This is a genomic window from Parabacteroides faecalis (genome assembly GCF_022809355.1).
Classification (GTDB): domain Bacteria; phylum Bacteroidota; class Bacteroidia; order Bacteroidales; family Tannerellaceae; genus Parabacteroides; species Parabacteroides faecalis.
Map to the genome: position 1 here is coordinate 1 of NZ_JAKZMM010000018.1, position 22,335 is coordinate 22,335.

General features: G+C 41.3%; 16 protein-coding genes, 1 tRNA gene and 1 pseudogene. 8 read left to right on the forward strand and 10 right to left on the reverse strand.

Features of this window, described 5'->3' with window-relative positions:
- Positions 1–109 precede the first annotated feature (109 nt).
- The 8 genes and pseudogenes from MUN53_RS08415 to MUN53_RS08450 all read right to left on the reverse strand — a co-directional run.
- A pseudogene (locus MUN53_RS08415) lies at positions 110–805 on the reverse strand (DUF2264 domain-containing protein); the annotation flags it as partial.
- 1 nt (position 806) lies between these two features.
- Positions 807–2,012 carry a glycoside hydrolase family 88 protein gene (locus MUN53_RS08420; RefSeq protein WP_243324737.1) on the reverse strand — a complete coding sequence of 402 codons (1,206 nt, stop codon included), beginning with the start codon at positions 2,010–2,012 and terminating at the stop codon, positions 807–809.
- Positions 2,013–2,785: 773 nt separating this feature from the next.
- On the reverse strand, positions 2,786–3,829 hold the full coding sequence (gene ilvC / locus MUN53_RS08425; protein ID WP_022456219.1) for a ketol-acid reductoisomerase: 1,044 nt from the start codon (positions 3,827–3,829) through the stop codon (positions 2,786–2,788).
- Positions 3,830–3,880: 51 nt separating this feature from the next.
- Positions 3,881–4,624 (reverse strand): acyl-[acyl-carrier-protein] thioesterase, encoded by a 744-nt coding sequence (locus MUN53_RS08430; RefSeq protein WP_243324739.1) that lies wholly within the window; start codon positions 4,622–4,624, stop codon positions 3,881–3,883.
- 23 nt (positions 4,625–4,647) lie between these two features.
- Entirely contained in the window at positions 4,648–5,199 is a 552-nt protein-coding gene (gene ilvN, locus MUN53_RS08435) for an acetolactate synthase small subunit (protein WP_022456221.1), read from the reverse strand.
- An 18-nt stretch (positions 5,200–5,217) separates the two neighbouring features.
- The gene (gene ilvB, locus MUN53_RS08440; protein ID WP_022456222.1) at positions 5,218–6,912 is read right to left on the reverse strand and encodes a biosynthetic-type acetolactate synthase large subunit; all 1,695 of its coding nucleotides are present in this window, start codon (positions 6,910–6,912) and stop codon (positions 5,218–5,220) included.
- Between the two features lie 19 nt (positions 6,913–6,931).
- Entirely contained in the window at positions 6,932–8,767 is a 1,836-nt protein-coding gene (ilvD, locus tag MUN53_RS08445) for a dihydroxy-acid dehydratase (protein WP_243324742.1), read from the reverse strand.
- Between the two features lie 790 nt (positions 8,768–9,557).
- The gene (locus MUN53_RS08450; protein ID WP_243324743.1) at positions 9,558–12,035 is read right to left on the reverse strand and encodes an FtsK/SpoIIIE family DNA translocase; all 2,478 of its coding nucleotides are present in this window, start codon (positions 12,033–12,035) and stop codon (positions 9,558–9,560) included.
- A 187-nt stretch (positions 12,036–12,222) separates the two neighbouring features.
- Here MUN53_RS08450 and MUN53_RS08455 point away from each other — a divergent pair, with 187 nt between their 5' ends.
- Genes MUN53_RS08455 through MUN53_RS08470 form a run of 4 tightly spaced genes read left to right on the forward strand, consistent with a single transcriptional unit; the run spans position 12,223 to position 15,569 of the window.
- Entirely contained in the window at positions 12,223–12,768 is a 546-nt protein-coding gene (locus tag MUN53_RS08455; protein WP_243324744.1) for a DUF5063 domain-containing protein, read from the forward strand.
- Complete coding sequence (locus MUN53_RS08460) at positions 12,765–13,349, forward strand: 3'-5' exonuclease (protein ID WP_243324745.1); 585 nt, start codon at positions 12,765–12,767, stop codon at positions 13,347–13,349. Before MUN53_RS08455 ends, MUN53_RS08460 begins: the two co-directional genes overlap by 4 nt.
- Positions 13,349–14,533 (forward strand): class I SAM-dependent rRNA methyltransferase, encoded by a 1,185-nt coding sequence (locus MUN53_RS08465; RefSeq protein ID WP_022455539.1) that lies wholly within the window; start codon positions 13,349–13,351, stop codon positions 14,531–14,533. The genes MUN53_RS08460 and MUN53_RS08465 overlap by 1 nt, the downstream gene beginning before the upstream one ends.
- 34 nt (positions 14,534–14,567) lie before the next feature.
- Positions 14,568–15,569, forward strand: a complete 1,002-nt coding sequence (locus tag MUN53_RS08470) for a cation diffusion facilitator family transporter (protein WP_243324746.1) — start codon at positions 14,568–14,570, stop codon at positions 15,567–15,569.
- A 145-nt stretch (positions 15,570–15,714) separates the two neighbouring features.
- On the opposite strand, the gene MUN53_RS08475 is transcribed toward MUN53_RS08470, so the two are convergent.
- A tRNA-Met gene (locus MUN53_RS08475) sits at positions 15,715–15,786 on the reverse strand.
- Between the two features lie 156 nt (positions 15,787–15,942).
- Between MUN53_RS08475 and MUN53_RS08480 the strand changes: the two genes are divergently transcribed.
- The 4 genes from MUN53_RS08480 (at position 15,943) to MUN53_RS08495 (ending at position 19,031) form a co-directional block, all read left to right on the forward strand.
- The gene (locus MUN53_RS08480) at positions 15,943–16,539 is read left to right on the forward strand and encodes a TetR/AcrR family transcriptional regulator (protein ID WP_022455541.1); all 597 of its coding nucleotides are present in this window, start codon (positions 15,943–15,945) and stop codon (positions 16,537–16,539) included.
- Positions 16,540–16,549: 10 nt separating this feature from the next.
- Positions 16,550–17,494 (forward strand): 3-oxoacyl-ACP synthase III family protein, encoded by a 945-nt coding sequence (locus MUN53_RS08485; RefSeq protein ID WP_022455542.1) that lies wholly within the window; start codon positions 16,550–16,552, stop codon positions 17,492–17,494.
- A gap of 22 nt (positions 17,495–17,516) precedes the next feature.
- Positions 17,517–18,263: a 3-oxoacyl-[acyl-carrier-protein] reductase gene (gene fabG, locus MUN53_RS08490; RefSeq protein ID WP_022455543.1), complete on the forward strand. Its 747-nt coding sequence runs from the start codon at positions 17,517–17,519 to the stop codon at positions 18,261–18,263.
- Positions 18,264–18,344: 81 nt separating this feature from the next.
- Positions 18,345–19,031, forward strand: a complete 687-nt coding sequence (locus tag MUN53_RS08495; protein ID WP_243324747.1) for an RluA family pseudouridine synthase — start codon at positions 18,345–18,347, stop codon at positions 19,029–19,031.
- 147 nt (positions 19,032–19,178) lie between these two features.
- Here MUN53_RS08495 and MUN53_RS08500 read toward each other — a convergent pair whose 3' ends face one another.
- The gene (locus tag MUN53_RS08500) at positions 19,179–22,331 is read right to left on the reverse strand and encodes a sugar-binding domain-containing protein (RefSeq protein ID WP_243324748.1); all 3,153 of its coding nucleotides are present in this window, start codon (positions 22,329–22,331) and stop codon (positions 19,179–19,181) included.
- Positions 22,332–22,335 lie beyond the last annotated feature (4 nt).

Here is a 22,335-nt window from a genome sequence, read left to right on the forward strand (position 1 = left end):
CCGAATTATAGGGAAGATTAGCGCACTTACAATCCTACAATACATCAACTATAAAAACAACAAACCCATTGGCAAAGTTAAATATGCGCTAATTTAATTCCGCCAACGGGTAACTATTATAATAGTCTTGATGAAAAGTAGGACCATCACCATAAAGAGCATCTCCTTTATACCAATCATCACGAAAACGTTTCACACCATATGTCAACCTTTCCATATCGCATTCGCCTGTAAACTCCAATAAAGCAGCTTCCACCATTGAGGCAAAAAGCAACCAGTTATTCTCCCATGCTTTGATATTCCGGCTACGTTTCAACTCGGTAATCATCCAAGCTTTACCTTCTTCATCAAGGTTTCCCCAAAGTTGCTTCGGGGCACGCAACAATCCTTGTGCCAGGAAAGCCGCATCTACTAAAGGTTGATAAGGCTCGCCGAACTCCAGATAATCGGGAGAATTTGGATTCACACCGTTCTTCAGACCTTTCACAGCTAAATTGATGTATTTTGCTCTCAGCTTTCCTTCAGGTGTATCATCCGGGCCTAATTCCAACCACGGAGAAATTCCACAAATCAAACGCCCTACAGCTTCCAAATAGGAAAACTTCTGCCGACTTGGGTCTTTTGATTCATAAGGCATATTCTGCTTCAGAGTATTTTGGCTGAGGTTGGTCAATACCGGATCAGCAATCTGAACCATCTTCTCGACCCATACAGCACGGTCTTCGGCTCCGGTTGTCTGAGCAAAGCCTATCGACCAACCTGTCAACCAACAAATAACGGCTAATAAAATCTTCTTTGCTTTCATCTTACTGCTTATTCAATACGTTTCGTAAACGAAGCAACGCTTCTACATAATAATAATCGGCATAACTCAGAGGAACATCTACTTCGCTGTTTCCCGGGAGATGGCCTGTACAGTGCATGATGGCAAAGTTTGCATTCGTCCCTGTTGTTGCCAAATAAGCTGGAGAAGTCAGTGAACGAATCTGTTGTTCGGCAAAGGTAAGACATTGCTTTCCGAAATCGTTTGGATTAAACTGACTCAATTCAATGAGAGCAGAAGCCATGATAGCTGCCGCAGAGGCATCACGCACAGTATTAGGAATATCAGGACAGTCGAAATCCCAATAAGGAATCTTATCTGCTGGCATGTTTGGATGATTCATCAAGAACTGAGCAATATGGTTAGCCTGCTCCAAATAAGCCTGTTTCTTGGCTTCGCGGTACATCATCGTGTAACCATATAAAGCCCATGCCTGACCACGTGCCCAAGCAGACTCATCAGCATATCCTTGATGCGTTTGTTTGATATGCGGCTGAGCTGTTATGGTATCGTACGATACTACGTGATAACAACTATAATCCGGGCGGAAATGATTAGCCATTGTCTTGTCAGCATGTGAAATAGCCATTTGAGTGAAGGCATTATCGCCCGTCGCACGACCTGCCCACATCAGGAATTCCAAGTTCATCATATTGTCAATGATGACCGGATACTGCCACTTCTGTTTATTGAAATCCCACGAGCGTATCAATCCTATATGTGGATTATAACGTGTGGCGAGCGAATGAGCGCCTTCTATCATGACATCTTTATACTTCGGATTACCCGTCAGACGATAGCCATTACCATAACTACAATTCAACATGAAGCCAACATCGTGACTATAAGTTATTTTCTTTACTTTTTCCAACCGTTCTGTATATAATTCAGCATACTTTTTCAATTCAGGTGTCGGATTAGCTTCATATAAATACCACAATTCACCAGGGAAAAAGCCACTGCACCACCAACTATAATCACTGACTTCCAACTTACCATCCTTCATCGATTTAGGCAGTTTTCCATCTTGATTTTCCAATTCCTTAGCCATAAGTAAGGCTTGATCGGTAGCGGTCTTCAATCCTCGTTCGATTACCGAGTCAATCGGTTCTTCTTTCGGTTGAGTTGCACATGCTGACAAGAATAATCCCGCAGCCGATAACACACATGTTGATAAAAAATTCTTCATAATCCGTTCTAATATTTATTTAATACAATCTTCAAATAAATGATCACCTATATATTTCGCATATAAACGCTCTACTACTTCCGGCTTTTTATCAGCTATAATCTGGAATCTGAACAGAAATACCATCATTATAATAACTATAAGCACAATCAAATGCCAACCATAATAGCCCCATAAAACAATTATGGTATTATCAGCCAAACCCGTTTCTTCTATGGTTGATAATAATTTGTCATTATATACTTCATAATTAATTTATAATGTCTTTTCTCCATATTCAGCATCAGATTCAAGCCACATTAAAATAAATCTTTCTACTAATATATAAAACTCAAAGATATGAGTTTCTAGTAAGTATCCAATTTGTTTCAAATTATTTTTATCGATCTATTAATTTTCCATACCTTCTTAATTCTATCATTAACATAATTATCAAATAACAAACAAGAAAAAAGATCTTCATAATAACATTATATTTGAAATTCAAGTTTTTCGCAAAGGAAAAACGGGATTTCTGCATAGGATAACAGAATCAATCTTTTATCTATCAAAAACTACATGTGACAGATTTTACCATAAATCCGACAGATTTTACTATTCAAAAGGTGTTTTTATAAGAGTGATTATACTTCTGATCTGGTTAAGGTTAACGTTGACCATAAAAGAAACGAGAATCGAAAACGATTCTCGATGGATTCGTTTCCGATTCTCGTATGATTTAGATCAAAGAGAACTGACTTTGCCCAGCAAAGTCAGTTTCCTGATAGCATTTCTTAATTGTTTTCGGGGCGCAATTTACGAACAACAGCACCAGTACGCCACATTTCGCTTTCGCGTAACTGACGAAGTTCTTCGTTCAACTTCTCACGATAATCCGGTTGTGAGTTAGAATCGATAGAACGCTGTGCTTCGTTTCCGCAAGCTACCTCGTTATACAGTTTTTCAAAGACAGGCTTAACGGCATCGTGGAACGGGCCCATCCAATCCAAAGCTCCGCGCTGAGCAGTTGTTGAACAGTTAGCATACATCCAGTCCATACCGTTTTCACCAAACAACGGCATCAACGACTGCGTCAATTCTTCTACTGTTTCATTGAATGCTTCAGAAGGTTCGTGTCCGTGTTCACGTAAAGTTTCATACTGAGCCAGCAACAATCCTTGGATTGCACCCATCAATGTACCACGTTCACCAGTCAAGTCTGAATAAACTTCCTTCTTGAATGTAGTTTCAAACAGATAACCTGAACCGACACCGATACCTAAAGCGATGACACGATCCCAAGCCTTTCCTGTTGCATCCTGATAGATTGCATAGCTAGAGTTCAAACCACGTCCTTGCAAGAACATACGGCGCAAAGAAGTACCTGAACCTTTCGGAGCGATCATGATTACATCTACATCTGCAGGAGGAATAATGTTTGTACGTTCTTTATAAGTAATAGCAAAACCATGAGAGAAGTACAAAGCTTTACCAGCAGTCAGATGTTTCTTGATCATCGGCCAGCATTGAATCTGAGCTGCATCTGAAAGCAATACCTGAATAATGGTAGCCTTTTCGCAAGCTTCTTCAATACCAAACAAAGTCTCACCCGGAACCCAACCGTCGGCTACGGCTTTATCATAAGTCTTACCTGGACGTTGTCCGACAATTACATTGAAACCATTGTCGCGCAAGTTCAAGCTCTGACCCGGACCCTGTACACCATAACCGATTACTGCGATGACTTCATCTTTCAACACTTCTCTAGCCTTTTCCAAAGGAAACTCTTCGCGGGTTACTACATTTTCTTCAACACCGCCAAAATTCATTATTGCCATTTTCTTTTCTTTTTAGTTCCGGCAGCTTCCGCTGCCATTTATATTAATAATCTATTCAAATATCACTTTACTGCGTACGACTACCTCCGTACCGTTCTTTTTCACTTCAATATGGTATTCGTCCGCACCTACCTTCTCCTGATAGAAACTCAACGTATCACCATAATAGCTTTCGGCCACATAAGCCATTTCAAAGCGGCATACACGCTTTTCTTTGAATTGCTCGAGCGGAAAAAGATCCAAAATATGCTCGATATATTTAATACTGTTTACATGACCGTTGACATCAATGTCACTGTATTTCGTTTGATATTCAGCAATCGGATTTGTTTCGGTCACCTTGATTCTTCCCGGTTTCTCGATCGGACAAGGTTTATCACAAACATAATCTACGATACTACCGCCATGCAATGTCAATAAATCAGCCGGCTTTCGTGTTTCCATACTGATCATTGCCCAAACAGAGCGGGCATAACCAATCGTCTTTCCTTCCTGATTCACCAAAGCGAAATTACGATCTGTGAACAAACGATAGACATTCTCTACCCACGTCTGGATACTGAACTTTTCATATTGATTGGGCAACGCATCCAATTCAATTGCCAGGCGAGACAGAACCCACGTATAATGATTTTCGTTCAGTGTAGCCATTCCGAAACCTCTTTCGGAAGCATGAAACCCGGCACAATTCAAGAGATGATTACCCAATACACCCATCGTCAGCTTTCCCGTAAAATCTACATGGAAAGGTTCTGCGACAAAATCGTAAGTCCCTATTTTCGAATCTTCCGTCATACAACTCTCTTCTTTTGATTCCGTTATTTTTCCTTGTGATAACGCTCTTCCCGATGAGCCAGATACTCATTTACCCGTTCAAAACAGCTAGTCGAGACAGCAATTCTTCCTGAGCGTACAAACTGAAGCACGCAATTCAAGGAACTCAATTCCTGATAAAGGGATGTTATATCTTCGCTTGTACCTGTCATTTCCACGATCGAAAAGACCGGATTCACCTCTACAATATGAGCACTGTAATGACGGATTACTTTTGATGCTTCGGGATTTGATTGAAATTCCGGTGTAGATACTTTATACATCGCTATTTCCCGCTGAAAGATTTCATCATCTGTGAAATAATGCGCATGAATGACATCCATCTTCTTCTCAATCTGCTTGACAATCTTCTCGATAATATCTTGCGTAGTCCAGCAGGTAATCGTATATTTATGAACACCCCGGATCGACGAAGCCGATACATTCAAGCTTTCGATATTCAATTGCCGGCGTGTAAAAACAGCCGTAATCTGATTCAATATACCGGCAATATTCTCAGAATGTACTATAATCGTATATAATTTCTTATTTTCCATAATCTTCCTCCTCCAGCATTAACATTCCAACAGCATTTGGTTTACCGAACTTCCCGGAGGCGTCATCGGCAAAACATTTCCTTCTTCCACTACACAGACTTCTAACAGGAACGGACCATCCGTTTCCAACATCTCACGAACAGCATCACGCAGCTCTGAACGTTCAATAACTCTTCGCGAAGGAATTGAATAAGCAGCTGCAATCTGCATATAATCCGGATTCATCATCGGTGTAAAGGAATAACGACGATTGAAGAACATCGCCTGCCACTGGCGAACATTGCCCAGATAATTATTATTTAGCAAGATAATCTTAACGGGGGCTTTCTGTTCCATAACGGTTCCCAGTTCTTGCATCGTCATCTGTAAACCACCATCTCCCATGAATACACACACCGTACGGTCAGGACGGCCAAACGTTGCCCCTATTGCTGCCGGCAAACCAAAGCCCATCGTTCCCATTCCTCCGGAAGTTACAATACTTCGCTGCTGGGAAAACTTGAAATAGCGGCAGGCCATCATCTGATTCTGACCTACATCGGTTACCAATATAGCATCATTGTCAGTCGCTTCACTTACAACATGTACTACTTCTCCCATATTCAGCGGACCTTCATCCGGAAATACTTCTTTGCGTATTACCTGATTGAATTCCGTTTCTTCGTACTGCCGGAAGCTTTCAATCCATTCGCTATGTCGATTGTTCTGGATTAACTCGGTAAGTAAAGCCAGCGTTTTCTTACAATTACCTAAAACGGGAACATCTACCGGAACATTCTTTCCTAACTCAGACGGATCTATATCCAAATGTATCACTTTCGCCTGCTTGGCATAAGTCTCCAGTTTACCGGTTACCCGGTCATCAAAACGCATACCGATCGCAATCAGGACATCACATTCGTTGGTCTTTACATTCGGACCTAAATTTCCGTGCATACCCAGCATACCTTTGTTCAGACGGTGCGTAGAAGGCAGAGCCGAAAGTCCTAACATCGTACAACCACAAGGTATATCAGCCTTTTCGATAAAAGCCAGCAATTCTTGCTGTGCATTACCCAATTCAACCCCTTGTCCTACTAAAGCCAACGGTTTCTTCGCTGAATTGATCAACGCAACCGCCTCTGCTACTTCTTTATAATCGATTTCCGGATCCGGATCATAACTACGAATGAAATCTACATCAACAGGTTCATATTCCGTTAAGCCTACCTGTGCATTCTTGGCAAAGTCCAATACAACCGGACCCGGACGACCGCTCCTAGCAATATAAAAAGCCCGTGAAACTGCCCATGCCACATCTTCGGCCCGACGAATCTGATAACTCCATTTTGTAATCGGCTGCGTAACGCCTACCAAATCCACTTCCTGAAAAGCATCTGTACCTAAAAAGTTGGCACCAACCTGCCCTGCGATCATGACAATAGGCGTACTGTCTATCATCGCGTCGGCTATTCCGGTTATAGTATTCGTAGCACCCGGTCCACTTGTCACCAAGCAAACGCCCACTTCTCCAGACACACGGGCAAAACCCTGTGCAGCATGAGCCGCTCCTTGTTCATGGCGAACCAATATATGGTTTATTTTATCCAAATGATCATACAATGCATCGTAAACCGGCATAATAGCACCACCCGGATAACCAAAGATCGTCTTTACACCTTCATGCTCCAATGAGCGCATCAATGCTTCTGAACCTGTTATTGTTTCTTTCATATATTTCTATGCGATTTACTTAGTCTTCAATTATTCTTACGCCACCTTTATCTGCCGATGAAACCATCTTGCCGTATGCCTTTAAGGCTTTCGATACCTCACGCTGGCGGAATGGCGGAGTAAATGCTTTCTTTCCACGAGCTTCTTCAGCCTTCCGGCGTTCAGCCAGTTCCTCATCAGTCAGTCGTACCCGAATGGAACGGTTAGGAATATCTATTTCAATGATATCGCCGTCTTTTACCAGTCCGATATTTCCTCCGGCAGCTGCTTCCGGAGAAATATGACCGATCGACAAGCCTGATGTACCTCCGCTGAAACGGCCATCCGTGATCAAAGCACATTCCTTACCTAAATGACGGCTCTTGATATAGGATGTCGGATATAACATTTCCTGCATACCCGGTCCTCCTTTAGGACCTTCGTAAGTAATGACTACTACATCTCCGGAAACGACCTTGCCACCCAAAATACCTTCGCAGGCAGCATCCTGAGAATCGAATACCTTGGCCGGACCTGCAAACTTCCAGATGCTTTCATCCACTCCAGCTGTTTTGACAACACAACCGTCTAATGCGATGTTCCCTTTCAGTACTGCCAGACCTCCATCCTTCGAATAAGCATGTTCGATATCACGGATACAACCCGTAGAACGATCGGTATCCAATTCCTGATAATAATTCTCCTGCGCACCCATCATAATACAGAAGCGATTGCCCGGTGCACTCTTATACTTCTTCACCGCTTCTTCCGTTACATGCGGAGACGTGATTCCAAATTGATCCACTGCTTCGGCCAAAGTCAATCCGTCAGCTCGCTTAACGGTTCCATCAATCAGTCCGGCTTTCAGCAACTCATGTAAGATCGACAAAACACCGCCTGCCCGATTAACGTCCTGTACATGGTAAACCGGAGTATTCGGCGCCACTTTGCAAAGGCAAGGTATCTTACGGGATAACATATCAATATCATCCATCGTAAAATCAGCATTCGTTTCCTGAGCAATCGCCAATAAGTGAAGAACTGTATTGGTTGAACCTCCCATGGCTATATCAAGCGACATGGCATTCAAGAAGGCTTGTCTTGTAGCTATTTGTCGAGGCAAAACGCTATCGTCACCTTCTTCATAATATTTATAAGCATTCTTGACAATCAGCTTGGCTGCATCCCGGAACAATTGTACCCGATTGGCATGTGTTGCCACAATCGAACCGTTTCCCGGCAAAGCCAAACCGATGGCTTCATTCAGGCAATTCATCGAGTTTGCCGTAAACATACCCGAACAACACCCGCAACCCGGACAAGCATGGCGTTCAACTTCTCCGATCTGTTCATCACTGACGGAAGTATCAGCCGCTTCAATCATGGCATCAATCAAATCAAGATGACGACCGTTCCATTCGCCGGCTTCCATCGGACCTCCCGATACAAAAACGGCAGGTATATTCAACCGCATGGCAGCCATTAGCATACCCGGAGTGATTTTATCACAATTGCTGATACAAACCATAGCATCTGCCTTATGAGCATTTACCATATATTCAACGCTATCAGCAATAATATCACGCGAAGGAAGTGAATACAACATTCCGTCGTGCCCCATGGCTATACCATCATCAATAGCAATGGTATTAAATTCGGCGGCAAAGCATCCCAGTTTCTCTATTTCTTCTTTCACAATCTGTCCGGCTTCATGCAAATGTACATGCCCAGGCACAAACTGAGTAAACGAATTTACAATAGCAATGATCGGTTTCCCGAACTGTTCTTTCTTCATGCCATTGGCGCACCATAAAGCACGTGCCCCAGCCATTCGGCGTCCTTCCGTACTGAAGGAACTTCTCAACGGATTCTTCATATTTGTTTCTCCTTCTTTTTGCATTCTCAAATTACTCAATTTCTTATTCCCTTAGTAAGAAAAAAGCCTTTCCCAAAATAGAGAAAGGCTGTAAGAAATATCGTTGTCAACTTTATTCGCATCTTGCATACCTTTCTCCTTACCAACTAATGACTAGCAGGACCACGACTAAGATAATATGCAAAGAAATATTCAACATTTTTGTTCTTTTATCTTTATGTTTGTTTGACGTTGCAAATGTAGAACAATAATTCTAACAAACAAAGAATTTAAAAGAAAAATATTAGTATTTCTTTCAAATATCAATTAAAGACTAATTTCTACTTGCACTTTAACAGAAATATCCTTTATAAGACAACCATGTATATGAATAACTCCAATCGGGAGTCAACCTCATTTATTTATAAAAAGATTTTAAGTCAACTAAATCCGTTAAATGACAGAACGATATCTGCAACTTAAGAAAATTATATCGTTTCACACTTGTGGAACGATCTCTTCACCTTTGTGGAACGATCGTTCCACCTATGTGGGATGATCGTATCACCTGGGTGAAACGGTATAATTTATATATGAAAAAGACTTAACTATATAAGCTTTCGGAAAAACATGTAACCTTTATCCTTTTAAAATGAAAAAGGCATTGTCAAAAAACACTGCTTAAAACGACCGGATTTTTCCAATCCATACCCCATAAAAAAACGACCTGCATCCGAAGATACAAGTCGTTTTCATTTCCAACTAAGTTATTAGCTACTCGTATTAAATTACATTCAATATTATCCTATTCTTACTTCAGGCTATTCAGAAGTTGCTCCAAGGTATATTCATCGGGGATCAATACCTGGCGCGCCTTACTTCCTTCTGACGGTCCTACGATTCCGGCTGCCTCCAGCTGATCCATCAATCGTCCGGCCCGGTTATATCCGATGGCAAACTTACGCTGGATCAAAGACGTTGAACCTTGCTGCTGGATAACAATCAACCGGGCAGCTTCGTTAAAGAACGGATCACGTTCCGAAAGATCTACAACACCTCCCAAGGATTTGTCGCCATCATTCTCGGCTACATATTCCGGCAACAGGTAGGCTGTCGGATAGGCAACCTGCTCACTGATATAATTAACGATATTCTCGACTTCAGGCGTATCAACAAAAGCACACTGGACACGAATCGTATCACTACCGGCAACAGAAATCAACATATCACCCCGACCAATCAAACGGTTAGCACCCGGAGCATCCAAAATAGTACGAGAGTCGATCATTGATGCCACCTTAAAGGCGATACGACTTGGGAAGTTACCTTTAATCGTACCCGTAATCACTTTCGTATCCGGTCGCTGCGTTGCCAGAATCATGTGAATACCCACGGCACGAGCCTTGGCAGCGATACGCGAAATAGGTAATTCTATCTCACGGCCGGAAGTGGCAATCAAATCGGCAAACTCATCGACAATAGCCACAATATACGGCAAGAAGCGATGTCCCTTCTCCGGATTCAAATGACGGCTGATAAACTTCGTATTGTATTCCTTGATGTTTCTGACATTAGCCAATACCAATAATTTATAACGGTTTTCCATTTCGACAACCAACGAGTTCAGTGTTGCCACAGCATCAGCCGGTTCTGTTACAATCGGATGATCTGTATTCGGCAGTTTCGCCAAGTAATGCCGTTCGATCTTCGAATAGATACTAAACTCAACCATCTTCGGATCGACCATAACAAACTTCAATTCTGCCGGATGCTTCTTATATAACAGAGAAGTTATGATCGCATTCAAACCGACAGACTTACCTTGTCCGGTCGCACCTGCTACGAGTAAGTGCGGAGTCTTGCAGAGATCGAACATATACACTTCGTTTGTAATGGTCTTTCCCATGGCAACCGGCAACTCATACTTGCATTCCTGGAACTTCTTCGAAGCGATAACCGACTGCATTGATACCGTCTGCGGATTCTTGTTCGGTACTTCAATACCGATTGTTCCCTTACCCGGAATCGGGGCAATAATACGAATATTCAACGCCGCCAGCTTCAACGCAATATCATCTTCCAGCGTTTTGATCTTGGCGATACGGATTCCGGCTTCCGGAATAATCTCATACAAAGTGACCGTTGGTCCGACTGTTGCCTTGATAGAAGCAATCTTGATGTTGAATTCTTCCAATGCCTGCTTAATCTGCTGTTGGTTCTCATTCAAATCATCCATGCTGACTTCGTGAACACCTGTATCGTGCGGATCAAGCAATCCTAAAGTCGGGAACACATATTGTGACAAATCCAGACGAGGATCGTAGTCACCCAAAGCCTTACCCGAATAATCGGCATCATCGTCCGGAGCCATTTCAACCGAAAATTCCGGATCTTCAGAAACCAGCTCACGTGGTTCTTCTTCCACTTCCTCTACATTATTATATACATACTCCGGCTTTTCATCCGCTTCTGCTTCAACAACGGCAGAGGCAGCTTCCTGTTCAGCCTTTTCAATTTCCTTTTCCGTATCGAACACATATTCGGGCGAAGGTTGTTCTACATCCATTACTGGCGAAGACTCCTCTTCTTCTACCACTGGCTTTTCAGACGCAGGCTCTGTTGCCACCGGTTGTTTCTTACGCTTCCAGTGAATATTTCCAATCCAAGAAAAAGAGAAAGCCCGTTGCAAAAAAGGAATCGTCCGTTTGCTGGAGAAAATCGCAATAATCAGGAAAAAGCCCACCAACAGCAGGAATGTTCCCGGAATACCAATATTGTTCTTTAAGATTTCCGTCGTGTAATATCCATGCTGGCCACCTAAATAAATAAAGGTATCTTCATAACCGCTAATAAAGAAAAAGGCAAAGAACCAAGAACCCCAAATCAATGTCGCCAAACAGAAAATAAATCGTTTGAGCAAAGAGATCTGTTTAATGTTCATCAGCTTGGCTCCAACCGAACCCAAGAAGAACAGAATCATAAAAGAAGAAATACCAAACCAACGATTCATCAACAGATCTGCCAGGAAAGCACCTCGCACACCAGTCCAGTTTTCTACCGAACCCTGGTTAGTCAACAAATCCGTTACCGGGACATTCTCAATCTTACTCTGATCGGCTGCGCCTGTAAAGAAGAAAGATATCAGTGCCAGTCCGATATAAATCGTCACAATCGCACAAACCAAGCCCGTAATAAACCGGGTTCTTTCATTCGTAAAGAAAGCCTTGAACAATGCCCAATAACTAGGCTTCGTATCATCTACCTTTTTATTTATTGTCTTTTTCGCCATATCTATTTATTCGATTTTTGTTTTGCAAACTTACGTAAAATATCCTTATTAATTAATGCATCGGCAATTTTTTAAGAAACAAATAATATTACTAACTTTGCAAATCGAAAAAGCAGACTCGATTTTACTGAATCAAGTAGGCGTTTATTTTCAAGATCTGCATAATAATCAAGATATTTCTGAGGCGATGAAAAAAGAGAACAATCCTGTATATGACCGGAACACGTTGGAGTTCGTAACAGTAGCTCTCGAATATTGCACATTTGTTGAAAGAGCCAACCGTTCGGAACTGCTAGACTTTGTTGACAAAGCGACCAAGATATTGCCGTTGCTTTACCTGAAAGCCTCACTGCTTCCTGCAATCGAGCCGGATGAATTATTCGAACCGGAGATGAGTGTCACCGAAGAGATGTACGAATCTGTCCGTTCCAGCATTGCAGCTTTGTTGGAAGACAAAGACTCTTATCTGGATACTTTCCATCCGGATATGGCTTATAGTGAAACACCGATCATTGCTTTTATCTCTGAGAATCTGGCTGACGTATATCAGGATGTGGGCAACTTCGTTTCACTGTTCCGCCAAGGTAATGAATTCGTGATGCGCGAAACCATTGGTCTGTGTTATCAGAACTTCTGTAACTATTGGGGACAACCGTTGCTGAATGCTTTGAAAGCCTTACATCATCTGCGTTATGCCGATGAGAGTTTGAACGAATTAAAAGAAAGTGAATGATTGAGAAATATGTAAATAAGATTACCAAAGAGGAAATCGCCTTATTACCCATTGAGGAATTTAAAGGAAGAATCATCACGCTGCTCACCGAAAAAGATGCAGACAAAGCGGTTGATTATCTTTCTCAATTTCCGATGATAGGTTTTGACACGGAGACACGTCCCAGTTTCAAGAAAGGACAGCGCTTCAAAGTATCGCTGGTCCAATTATCTACCGACGACACGTGCTTCCTGTTCCGGCTGAATTATATGGGATTTCCCGAATCACTCGAACATCTGTTGGGCAATGCCAATATACTTAAAGTAGGTCTGTCGCTTCGGGATGACTTCGGAGCCATGCGTAAACGGATCGAGATTGAACCGCAAAACTTCCTCGATTTACAAGTTTACGTAAAGCAATTCGGCATAGAAGAGGCCAGCTTACAGAAGATATATGCCATCCTCTTCCAGAAGAAAATATCCAAAGGACAACGACTGTCGAACTGGGAAGCTGATGTATTGACTTCGTCCCAGCAAAAATATGCCGCCCTAGACGCATGGGCGTGCCTGCAAATTTATAAACAACTGAATAATCAAGCATAATGAGTTACAGTAAAGTATTTCTGAAACCCAAGAAGGAAGAATCTTTGTTACGTTTCCATCCGTGGGTATTTTCCGGAGCCATCCAACGCATTGAAGGGAAACCGGAAGAAGGAGACTTGGTCGAAGTATATGGTGCCAACCAGCAGTTCCTGGCTGTAGGACATTACCAGATCGGAAGCATCGCCGTACGGGTATTATCGTTTACCCAACGAGAGATTGATCATACATTCTGGGTGGAAAGAATCCGTTCTGCCTATCAATTACGTTGTATTTTGGGATTAGCCAATACTCCCAACAACAATACATACCGATTGGTACACGGAGAAGGCGACAGTCTGCCCGGATTGGTAATAGATATGTATGCACATACTGCTGTCATGCAGGCACATTCAGTAGGAATGCACAAATACCGGCTTGAGATTGCCGAAGCATTGAAAGAAGTATTGGGCGATACGCTACAGAATATCTACTACAAATCGGAGACAACACTGCCTTACAAAGCAGACCTCAACAGTGAAAACGGATATATCTACGGACATGATGTAGAAGATATCGCGTTGGAAAACGGATTGAAGTTTTGCGTAGACTGGCAAAAAGGACAAAAAACCGGTTTCTTTGTTGACCAACGGGAAAACCGTTCTTTACTGGAACATTACTCCAAAGGCCGGTCTGTCTTGAATATGTTCTGCTATACCGGTGGATTTTCTTTTTATGCCATGCGAGGCGGAGCCAAGTTAGTACATTCTGTTGACAGCTCGGCCAAAGCCATTTCGTTGACAAACCGAAATGTAGAGTTAAACTTTCCCGGAGATCCCCGACATCAGGCATTTGCAGAAGATGCATTCAAATACCTGGAACGGATGGGAAATAATTACGACTTGATCATCCTTGATCCTCCGGCTTTTGCCAAGCATAAGAATGTTTTGCGCAATGCCCTGCAAGGATACCGCAAGCTGAATGCCATAGCTTTCGAGAAGATTCAGCCGGGAGGTATTTTGTTCACGTTCTCTTGCTCTCAGGTTGTCAGCAAAGAGAATTTCAGACTGGCTGTTTTCAGCGCTGCAGCCCAAGCCGGAAGAAATGTCCGCATCTTGCATCAATTGACACAACCGGCCGATCATCCGGTCAATATTTATCATCCGGAAGGTGAATATCTGAAAGGATTGGTTCTATATGTAGAATAATCCGAATCCATATGTTTAATTCAATCTATTTAAAATGGAAAAACAAATAGATGAAGAAGCATTAAAACAGAAGGTACAAAAATATATTGTAACCATCTCTTGTCTGATTCTGATAGGTAAATTTATAGCCTATTACATCACACAGTCTGTAGGAGTCCTGACGGATGCCTTGGAAAGTATTGTCAACGTCGTTGCCGGATTTATCAGTTTAGGCAGTCTACGCTGGAGCGCTCTGCCGAAAGACGAACACCATCCATTCGGACACGGGAAAATAGAACTGATATCCGCCTCTATAGAAGGCATACTTATCAGCATTGCCGGTGCCATGATCATTTACGAAGGTATCATGCGTCTGTTTTCACCGGTAGAAGTTATGCACTTGGATATCGGTATCTACATTGTTGCTTTCTCCGGATTACTTAATTATCTGATGGGATGGTATAGTATCCGTATTGGGAAACGCTATAACTCCATGGCCTTGATTGCCGGAGGAAAGCATTTACAATCCGATACCTACTCAACCATCGGTCTAGTTGCAGGTCTTGTTGTACTCTATTTAACCCAAATTGTTTGGATTGATAGTTTACTGGCGTTATTGTTCGGAGGCTTAATTGCTGGAACCGGAATATCCATTCTGCGCAAGACAATTGCCAACCTGCTGGATGCAGCCGACGAACAGTTATTAAATGATCTCGTCCAAACACTGAACGAAAAGCGTCCGCCTGAATGGATTGACATACATAATACACGCATCATCAAGTCTGGAAGTTATCTGTATATTGACTGCGATTTGACGATACCCTGGTATTATACCATCGAAGAAGGTCATCAGGAAGCAGCCAAACTGCAAGATCTTCTACGTGACAAATATGCAAATAAGGTACAGCTAACAATCCATTTGGATCCGTGTAATATCTTTGATAAACTGAAATGTAATACGTGTGCACTCCAACACTGCAAGTATAGACGCGAAGCATTTACAGAACAAGAAACCATCAGTCTGACCAGTTTCACCGGAGCTGGAGGAGAAGTCTGATTAAAATAAACGAAGATCAAAAACAAAAGAAACGAGAATCGAAATTGATTCTCGTTTCTTTTGTTTTTTACCTCAATATAGAATCATTATTACAAATAAAAAAGAGAATCCAAAAGATTTGGATTCTCTTCCTGATTCTGCTTTGTTGCGGAGGCCTGATTCGAACAGACGACCTTTGGGTTATGAGCCCAACGAGCTACCACTGCTCCACTCCGCGATCTAGTTTAATCATTATTTGAATGATTTCGGGTGCAAAGGTAAGACAATTTTTACAAAGAACAAATTTTTCGCAAGTTTTTTTATCCGACTTGTTATTATATGATTCTTTTTAAGTACTTTTGCGCACAAATCTATTTAAAATGTGCAATACGTTATGCCGATGACAGTTTCAAAAACGAGGGAAATGTTAATCGATGTGGCCAGACAACTGTTTGCCCGCATGGGGGTTGATAACACCACAATGAATGATATTGCACTGGCTTCCAAAAAAGGACGCCGGACATTATATACCTATTTCAAAAGCAAAAACGAGATCTATCTGGCTGTAGTTGAATCAGAACTTAACCGCCTGCATAAGATGTTGTGTGACGTTGCCGAAAAGGATTTACCTGCCGACGAAAAACTGATGACCTTCATATATGCCCGCCTGGATGCAGTAAAAGCATTGGTTTTCCGTAACGGTACATTACGAGCTACCTTTTTCCGAGATATTTGGCGTGTAGAAAAAGTCCGCAAAAGTTTTGATATGCGCGAAATTGAAATTCTGAAAAGCATACTCGACGACGGCGTGAAAGAAGGTATATTTTCTATGCCCGACACCGATATTACTGCGTTGGTTTTACACCATGCCCTAAAGGGATTGGAAGTACCCTATATCCGAGGTATCATGGGCGATAATATCAGCCAACGCATCAAACGTAGAGACAATGTAGTGAATTTAATATTCAATGGTATTAAGATAAAGAAATAATCAAGAGACGATGTATATTAATGCGACAGGTTTTTATATACCCGAAGCGCGGGTAGATAACCAACATTTTTTGGAGTTGAATGGCCTAACCAGCGAATGGATCGAACAACGTACAGGAATCCGTACCCGTTCAATCGCTAAACCGGAAGAAAATATTAACACCATGAGTATGGAAGCTCTTCGGAATGCCCTGCCTCAATTACCTTACGACATTACAGAGGTAGATCTTATCATCTCCGCTTCCTATTCACCTTATGATACAGTTGCTACGGCAGCCCATAACGCTCAGTTCGAATTTAACATCACAAATGCGAAAGCTTTGTATCTATCTTCTGCTTGTTCTTCATTCATCAATGCGCTAGAAGTAGTAGAAGGTTATTTTGCTATGGGGAAAGCCAGCAAGGCCCTCATCTTAGGAGCTGATAAAAACTCGGCCTATTGGAACGAAACCGATCCGAAAGCCGGACATCTATGGGGAGATGCCGCTGCTGCTTTCTTTTTATCCAAAGAACGAATTACAGAAAAAGATGCCGAAGTTATCGAAGTATATACACAGGGATTAGGTTATTTACCGAAAGCTCCCGAAGCAGTACATTTACGTCCGCGTGACGGTGGTATTATGATGCCAGAAGGACGTGATGTATTCATGCAGGCTTGTACCTATATGCCTAAGAACGTATTGTTTCTGCTGGAAAAGAACGGATATACATTAGATGACCTGAGTTATTTCATCGGTCACCAGGCAAACATGCGAATCATGGCTAATATTGCCAAACAACTGAACTTGCCGGAAGAAAAATTCTTACACAACATTGAAGAATTAGGAAACACCGGATCTGTCAGTTCAGCCTTAGTGTATGCACAAAATGCACATAAGTTCAAGAAAAACGACCTAATAGCCTTGACCGTCTTTGGCGGAGGTTATTCAACGGGTGCTTGTTTGATTAAATGTTAATCTTTAAAAGAGAAAAAAGAATATGAAACTATTGGAAGGTAAAGTAGCCGTTATTACAGGCGCTGCCCGTGGTATCGGTAAAGCTGTTGCTTTAAAATTTGCTTCTGAAGGAGCAAACATTGCATTCACCGATTTGGTAATCGATGAGAATGGTCTGGCAACACAGAAAGAATTGGAAGCATTAGGCGTGAAAGCTAAAGGATATGCATCCAATGCTGCCAACTTCGAAGAAACACATCAGGTTGTAGCAGAAATCGTAAAAGATTTCGGACGTATTGATGTTTTGGTAAACAATGCTGGTATTACCAAAGACGGTCTGATGATGCGTATGAGCGAAGGACAGTGGGATGCCGTACTGAATGTCAATTTGAAATCAGCATTCAACTTTATCCATGCTTGTACTCCTATCATGATGAAGCAGCGTTCAGGTAGTATTATCAACATGGCTTCTGTAGTAGGTGTACACGGAAATGCCGGACAATGTAACTATTCTGCTTCTAAAGCCGGTATGATTGGTTTGGCAAAATCTATCGCACAAGAATTAGGTTCTCGCGGTATTCGTGCCAATGCAATTGCTCCGGGCTTTATCATCACAGACATGACTGCTGCTTTGTCTGAAGAAATCCGTCAGGAATGGTGCAAGAAGATTCCTTTGCGTCGTGGCGGTACACCGGAAGATGTTGCCAACATCGCTACTTTCCTGGCTTCTGATATGTCATCTTACGTATCAGGTCAAGTTATTCAGGTTGATGGTGGTATGAATATGTAAAACCCAATTGATAATGGACAATTGATTTCTGGATATTTTTCAGATCAATTGTCCATTGTCAATTATTAATAGTCAATAGATTTGGAAGTCATCTACGAAGACAATCACATCATAGCAGTCAACAAAACCTGCCGGGAAATCGTACAAGGCGACAAGACGGGAGATACTCCGCTCTCTGACCTGTTGAAAGACTGGTTGAAGAAAAAGTATAACAAACCGGGGAATGTATTCGTCGGTGTTACCCATCGCCTGGACCGTCCGGTAAGTGGTGTCGTTATTTTTGCCAAGACCAGTAAGGCGTTGACGCGTTTGAATGAGATGTTCCGTACAGGAGCCGTTAAGAAAACCTATTGGGCTATCGTAAAGAATCGTCCGCCTAAAGAAGAAGATGAACTGGTAAACTGGCTAGTCCGAAACGAGAAGCAGAACAAAAGTTATGCTTATGACACGGAGCGTCCTAACGCAAAGAAAGCGATTCTGCACTATCGGCTGCTGGCACATTCCGATAAATACTATCTCCTGGAAATTGATTTAAAAACCGGTCGCCATCATCAGATACGATGTCAGCTGGCCAAAATGGGATGTCCGATCAAAGGAGACCTTAAATACGGCTTCGATCGTTCAAATCCTGATGGTGGAATCAGTTTGCATGCCCACAGTGCCTCATTTATCCATCCGGTATCAAAAGAAGCTATCGAAATCATTGCACCCGTACCATCCGACAACTTATGGAAGGCTATTACGGAAGGGGTTATAGAATCAACGTAAAATAGAAACAAATGATCACGAACCTAAAAACACTCAGTATTATTAGGTCGTGATCATTTATATAACAAATAACTCTACAGAAACAAAGTATAATATATATTATTATTCATGTAAGCATTTTACAATTAAATTTTAACTTTTTTTACTTCAATCACCAAACAATAAATTTAATTCATATAAACGACTATCAATAGTACTAGATTTATCTATTATTATATAAACATATTTTCCTTTTTTCCCTTTTTGAATCGTAAAACCATTATCCCATGTTTGGGCTTGATATTCCAATTTATCACCTTTCTCCTGTATAATGGGTTCCCCTTTCTTATCCTTGCAATTAGTCACATACAGGTTAAAACTTTTGATGCCTTCCGCTTTCACTGGCAGTTTCATGCCTGTTATATATCTCTCGGATTTCAATTCCATCTCAATAAGAACCGTATCCGCCCCTGCGGGTAAAATACAATAAGTTTTCGTTGATCCGTCGAACATATTCGATATAGGATATTCCACATTCTCATCCGAAGAATGAATTGATTGATAAACTCCACCCTCCATACTATCAGTGAAGAACAACTCTTTCAATCCAGGAACTTCTTCCGGATGAAAATCAGATGAATTCATATAATGTAAAATACTATATTTTAGCTGACGAGCCACTATACGTTTCTCCGGTGCAGATAAAATATCCAACATACAAATAAGTAATTTTCCCTTTCCTATACGAGTTTCCATAATTGCACCTAACTTATCATTACGCACAGGATGATCTATTACCTGTAATATAGGTCTGTATGATGATGGTGTTTTATTAATTCTAGCAACTGATGCAGATGAAACTAATTCCCACCATTGCCAATTTGTATATCCATCTGTAGGAAATTCTTTAAAGATTGGATGTGTAGGATCACATAGTAACCCCATTGTTTTAGGTTGATAATCAAACAAAATAGTTGACCAAAAAGGATTAGAGAATGTCATCCGTTCGACATCGGGTGTATTATCCGGAACCAACAAAACAATCGAGCCATTTTCTATTTCCTTCAATAATTCCGGAGTCGCACTTTTTGCAATAATTACCTTGTCTTGCTCATCATCGACCTGTTCAGGATAAGTCCATACATCATACTCATTAGTGATTCCCAAAGAAGGAATCTCCAACCGTACATCCAATTTAGAGGCTTTTACGAATTTATTTAAAGGGAAATTTATATGACCGCAAGAGAATACCTGCCCTTGCGGGATTCTATTTAATTCCAAACTATCAGCGTACACCACATGATCATCACATAAGACATCCCAATATATATGAATATCATCCAAGTCATGCTTGCTATAATTTGGGATAACAACCTCTCCTATAAAAGTCTCTTGATTTTTCCATGTTCGTTTGGGCATCTTCAATAACAATGTAACATCATTGCATGATTGGCGAAACTTTTCCGGTGTGATAAGTCCTTTACTATCCCAAAACGCATTCAACAACCCGATCAATGCACTACCTTGCGCCTGATAATCTCGCAAATCAAGAAGCTGGAATCCATCCATACCGGGTGTACGCAACACACGTTCTATATCTTCTTTATACAAAAGAGCTGCTAATTTTCCTGAAGCCATTAGAAAATCGGAAGCCATATTCCCCATCCCCTTTTGTTCCAAAAGACTTTTAAATACTTCCAGATTCCTAGGAGATAAAACTCCTGTATATCTTTCGATCTCCGAAAAATCCGGATATACTTCCCATTGGCCAAGCTCATGTGTAATGATCGGACATTGATTATAGGGAGTAACCAATGTATACGAATAATCTTTCGCCGTATTAGGACATTCCGTATTGAAATAACTTCCCATTCGACGTTCGAATCTCTTACCATCAACTTTTACTGCGTGAGCCACCTGGAACTGATCCCCTTGAAGAGGTAAATATCTCCCCATCGCTTCAAGATTAGCACTTCCTGCATATAAATGTCTATTATCATGTTTCTTGCCATAATCTACCCACTTTTCCAACACAGAAGCATCACCTCTCAATTCATTTCCCATACACATCAGTAAGAATGAAGGATGATTACCATACGTATCTAAGAGCCGTTGTAGTTCAGAAAAAAGGAACTCATCTCGAGAGGCGTCTTGCCCGACTAATGTATGCTCCCAGTCTTGAGAAAACAGTGTTAGTTCCGGTTGTAAATAAATACCAACCTCATCTGCAGCTTCAAAAGCAGCTTCAGGCGGGCACCATGAATGAAAACGCCAATGATTCATCCCGTAGTCTTTCCCTGTTCGGAATATTTTGATCCAGTCTTCTTTATTCATAGACGGATAACCTGTTAATGGAAAACTACCAGCATCATGTTCACCACGAAGGAATAAGGTATAGCCATTTATCTGTAATTTTCCGTCCTCCACAGAAACATCTCTAAAACCAAATTTCACTTGTTCTTTCCCTTTATAAGAACCAAACTTATACTCTACTTCCAGCGTATATAAATAAGGAGTATATTCATCCCATGCTAACAAAGGGTGTTCTGATTGTAAAAGGACTGAAAAATCTATAACTCCTTTCTGACTAACAATCCATTCCTTTTTATTTAAGATGACTTGTCCGTTTGGATCTAATACAGTAAAATCAAATGTTCCTTTCTTCGCTTTCTTTGCATAGTTAACCAATTCCCCCTTAACATGCAAACTTCTTTCTTTTAACGACGGATAACATTGTATACCTTCCACCGAGATTTTATCTTTTGCTTCCAAAAACAAATCACCTATAGCTCCATTCCAAACAGTTTGTATTCCGGGAGCATACCCATGACTCCACGAGCCTAAATGGACATAGGGAGAATTATCAATGCACAAACGGATTTCGTTACTCCCAACTTTTAAATAGTCACTAATATCATATTGATGAGGGGTACACAGACTATGTTCTTCATCCACATAATGCCCATTTATCCACAAACGGGTTTGCCACATACAACGTTCCAAAGATAGTATAACTCGCTTATCTTTCCATTCCTTGGGAATTTCAACTTTTTTTTGATACCAAGCAATTCCTATAAATACATTCTTTCGGGCTAATTGCCAGATTTCAGAATTACCCGTATATAACTTTGTCCCTGATATATGTTTCTCTCCAATACCTGCCTCATCTGTTGATCCAGGCAAGTTTATTTCTGAGTCAAACTTAGTCGAATCTAATGAAAATTTCCATGATCCTGCCAAATTAATCCGTTCTTGTTGTGCATTACACGGTAGTCGAAAAATCAAACATAATAAGAAAAGACTACTAATAATTCTATTCATATCA

Excerpts from the sequence above, each read along its gene's own strand:
- MUN53_RS08420 (WP_243324737.1), bottom strand. The coding sequence starts at position 2,012 with ATGAAGAATTTTTTATCAACATGTGTGTTATCGGCTGCGGGATTATTC.
- ilvC (WP_022456219.1), bottom strand. The coding sequence starts at position 3,829 with ATGGCAATAATGAATTTTGGCGGTGTTGAAGAAAATGTAGTAACCCGC.
- MUN53_RS08430 (WP_243324739.1), bottom strand. The coding sequence starts at position 4,624 with ATGACGGAAGATTCGAAAATAGGGACTTACGATTTTGTCGCAGAACCT.
- ilvN (WP_022456221.1), bottom strand. The coding sequence starts at position 5,199 with ATGGAAAATAAGAAATTATATACGATTATAGTACATTCTGAGAATATT.
- ilvB (WP_022456222.1), bottom strand. The coding sequence starts at position 6,912 with ATGAAAGAAACAATAACAGGTTCAGAAGCATTGATGCGCTCATTGGAG.
- ilvD (WP_243324742.1), bottom strand. The coding sequence starts at position 8,767 with ATGAAGAATCCGTTGAGAAGTTCCTTCAGTACGGAAGGACGCCGAATG.
- MUN53_RS08450 (WP_243324743.1), bottom strand. The coding sequence starts at position 12,035 with ATGGCGAAAAAGACAATAAATAAAAAGGTAGATGATACGAAGCCTAGT.
- MUN53_RS08455 (WP_243324744.1), top strand. The coding sequence starts at position 12,223 with ATGAAAAAAGAGAACAATCCTGTATATGACCGGAACACGTTGGAGTTC.
- MUN53_RS08460 (WP_243324745.1), top strand. The coding sequence starts at position 12,765 with ATGATTGAGAAATATGTAAATAAGATTACCAAAGAGGAAATCGCCTTA.
- MUN53_RS08465 (WP_022455539.1), top strand. The coding sequence starts at position 13,349 with ATGAGTTACAGTAAAGTATTTCTGAAACCCAAGAAGGAAGAATCTTTG.
- MUN53_RS08470 (WP_243324746.1), top strand. The coding sequence starts at position 14,568 with ATGGAAAAACAAATAGATGAAGAAGCATTAAAACAGAAGGTACAAAAA.
- MUN53_RS08480 (WP_022455541.1), top strand. The coding sequence starts at position 15,943 with ATGCCGATGACAGTTTCAAAAACGAGGGAAATGTTAATCGATGTGGCC.
- MUN53_RS08485 (WP_022455542.1), top strand. The coding sequence starts at position 16,550 with ATGTATATTAATGCGACAGGTTTTTATATACCCGAAGCGCGGGTAGAT.
- fabG (WP_022455543.1), top strand. The coding sequence starts at position 17,517 with ATGAAACTATTGGAAGGTAAAGTAGCCGTTATTACAGGCGCTGCCCGT.
- MUN53_RS08500 (WP_243324748.1), bottom strand. The coding sequence starts at position 22,331 with ATGAATAGAATTATTAGTAGTCTTTTCTTATTATGTTTGATTTTTCGA.